This window comes from Gammaproteobacteria bacterium (genome assembly GCA_019911805.1).
Classification (GTDB): Bacteria; Pseudomonadota; Gammaproteobacteria; order Thiohalobacterales; family Thiohalobacteraceae; genus JAHJQQ01.
Genome location: JAIOJV010000102.1, coordinates 1 through 2462, shown reverse-complemented (window position 1 = coordinate 2462; position 2462 = coordinate 1). Strand labels below are relative to the sequence as shown.

At 62.2% G+C, this 2462-nt stretch carries 3 protein-coding genes; 2 read left to right on the top strand and 1 reads right to left on the bottom strand.

Translation table 11 applies throughout. The features are described 5' to 3' along the window. Positions 1–392 (top strand): pentapeptide repeat-containing protein (locus tag K8I04_13255; GenBank protein ID MBZ0072678.1); only part of this gene is annotated, 392 nt, incomplete at its 5' end. A 256-nt stretch (positions 393–648) separates the two neighbouring features. On the opposite strand, the gene K8I04_13250 is transcribed toward K8I04_13255, so the two are convergent. Then, positions 649–1494 (bottom strand): ATPase, encoded by an 846-nt coding sequence (locus tag K8I04_13250; protein ID MBZ0072677.1) that lies wholly within the window; start codon positions 1492–1494, stop codon positions 649–651. 121 nt (positions 1495–1615) lie between these two features. Between K8I04_13250 and K8I04_13245 the strand changes: the two genes are divergently transcribed. After that, positions 1616–2419, top strand: coding sequence for an RMD1 family protein (locus K8I04_13245; GenBank protein ID MBZ0072676.1), 804 nt, complete (start codon positions 1616–1618; stop codon positions 2417–2419). Positions 2420–2462: the final 43 nt, after the last annotated feature.

The following is a 2462-nucleotide window of genomic DNA, read 5'->3' as shown; positions in this document are numbered from 1 at the left end:
GGGCCTATCTGCGCAATGCCGATCTGAGTCGCGCGAACCTCGCTGGCGCGATTCTCGGTGGTGCGGACCTGGCCGACGCCGCCCTCACGGAGGCGAATCTCCAGGGGGCCTTTTTGACCATGGCGCGGATGGATCGCGCGAACTTGGACGGTGCAGTTCTCGTCCAGACGCGCGTCGACAACGTGAATCTGGACGGAGCGAGCCTCGTGGGCGCCGACCTGACCGAGGCCGACCTCTACGATTCGCGGTTCTTCTTCGCCGATCTGCAGGATGTGCGCCTGCAAGGTGCGAATCTGAACAACGCCGATTTCGGTGAGGCCAACCTCGACGGGGTGGTGACGGATACGAAAACCGTCTGTCCCGATCGCAGTAACGGCCCCTGCGAATGGTGATCCCTGAAGCTCATGTCAGCCACGGAAACACACGGAAAAATACGGATGAGATCATACGCTGCATACAACCGCGCTCCGCACCCGTCAGGTACGGAACCGAAGTTCTGCGGTGATGTCGCACTTCGATGTCTTCCGTACACTTCCGTGGCAAACGCGGTTTTTTTGTAGTTTTTTTGTTGTTGTACGTACCACTCCTCCCTTTCGGGGCCGCCAGGCCCCGCTTTTTATTCTGCCGGTGGTCGCATAGCCGGATGGCTCAGGCCGATCGTTCGAGTACGGTTTCTATAAGGCGCAGAAAATCTGCCTCATCGTTGACCTGGGCGAGCTCCGTCGTCGTCACGGTGTAGCCGTATCGGTCCACGATCGCCTCGTAGCGCGGAATCCGCGCATGGAACAACCGCGGGAACATCCAGCGCACGAAATCGTCGGGGTCGATCAGTGCCACATAGGGAAGACTGCACCCCTGCATATAGATAGCCAATTGTTCGTCCAGGAAATCTTCCCGGTAGTAGAGTGGCTTGGGGTCGGCCTCGGCACGGTGGATGAGTTTCTGTTCGTCGGCCTCCGTGGCCTTGAGGTAGAGGATGAGGGTGTGTTCCGCCAGGACTTCGATGGTGGTCGGGTCGTCGAGCTCGCAGACACTACCCCCCGCATCGTTGACGAAATGCCGGTAGCCGTAGATCTGCTGCGCCTTGCGGATGAATTCGGGCACATCGCGCATGGCGGCGATCTCGGCGCTGTGATGCAACGCCTGGCGATGCTTGAATTCCCGCAGCCCCAGCCCCCCCATTTCCGGATTACCCAGCTTGCCGAGAAAACTCGCGACCGGCTGTAGATTGTCGACGCCGATATTGTGGAGGATACGGATGGAATCGGAGCGCAGCAGGTCGCGGAGGAAGGGGATTTCCATCACTTCGCGCTTGAGATTGTCGAGGATAGGCTCGTCGAGGTAGCGGGTGCCGATACGGTAGTCGCCCGAATAATGAAACCAGTCACGCTTGCGCAGCATATTGGCAAGACGGGTCTTACCGACACCCGACATACCGAGCAGGCTGATGCGTCGGTTCTGCCAGTTTCTGAACTGTTCGGCACTCAATTTCACTGGGATGCTCCGCGGCGGGCCCGCCGGCGGCGGGGCGATGGCCTACTATACCGGGGCGTTGCCGGACGATGAAGTCGGCGGCTGTTCAGCGGTGGTGATTTGCCGCATCATAACGACTGCCATGAGCGCGTCCCTGTTCCCCGACAAGTCCCGCCTGCACGTCCGTGCCCTGTTCGTCGGCGAGCGCATCGACGTCCGCGCCTTTCAGGGGGCCGCGCGTATTGCGGAAGGGCCCTTGCTGGTGCGGGCTGGGGCGGAAGGCTATGCGGTGCTGTTCCGCTACGGTGCCATCGTGCTGTTTGGACTGCAGCCGCTGGAGGAGGTCACCTTCCTCGCCCAGCTGCAGCCGCTGATCGGCGGGGCGTTCACGGTCCCGGAATCCGAGGAAGCCGAGCTCGATAGCAGTGGGGAGAGTGACCACCGCCCGGACGCGTCGGGTGTCCTCCGCCTGGCGGATACGAGTGCGCCACGCCTGCAACTGCTGGCGGACGTGTTGGCCAAGAGTATCGTCCTGGCACAGTACGAGCGCCAGGTGACAGAGGTCTTCGACACCATCGAGCCGCTGGCGACCGGACTGCGGCGTGGCGGCCGCGTCGGCTTCCGGGCGCGGGAGCTGCTGCGCCAGATTGGCGATGTACTCACGGTCGAACACAAGATGGTCGGCCGCGCCGAAGTCGCGGAGAAGCCCGATCTACTCTGGGACCGCCCGGAACTGGAGCGGCTGTATGCCCATCTGGTGGACGAGTACGAGCTGGTGGAGCGCCATCGCGCTCTGGATCGCAAGCTCCAGTTGATCTCGCGGACCGCCGAGACGGTGCTGGGGCTGCTGCAGGCCCAGCGCTCGCTGCGCGTCGAGTGGTATATCGTCCTGCTGATCCTGATCGAGATCATCCTGTCGCTGTACGCGTTGTTCATCGCCGGATGACCCGCTGCACGCAGTTCTGCCGAGGGTGTGATCGGGTCGGGAT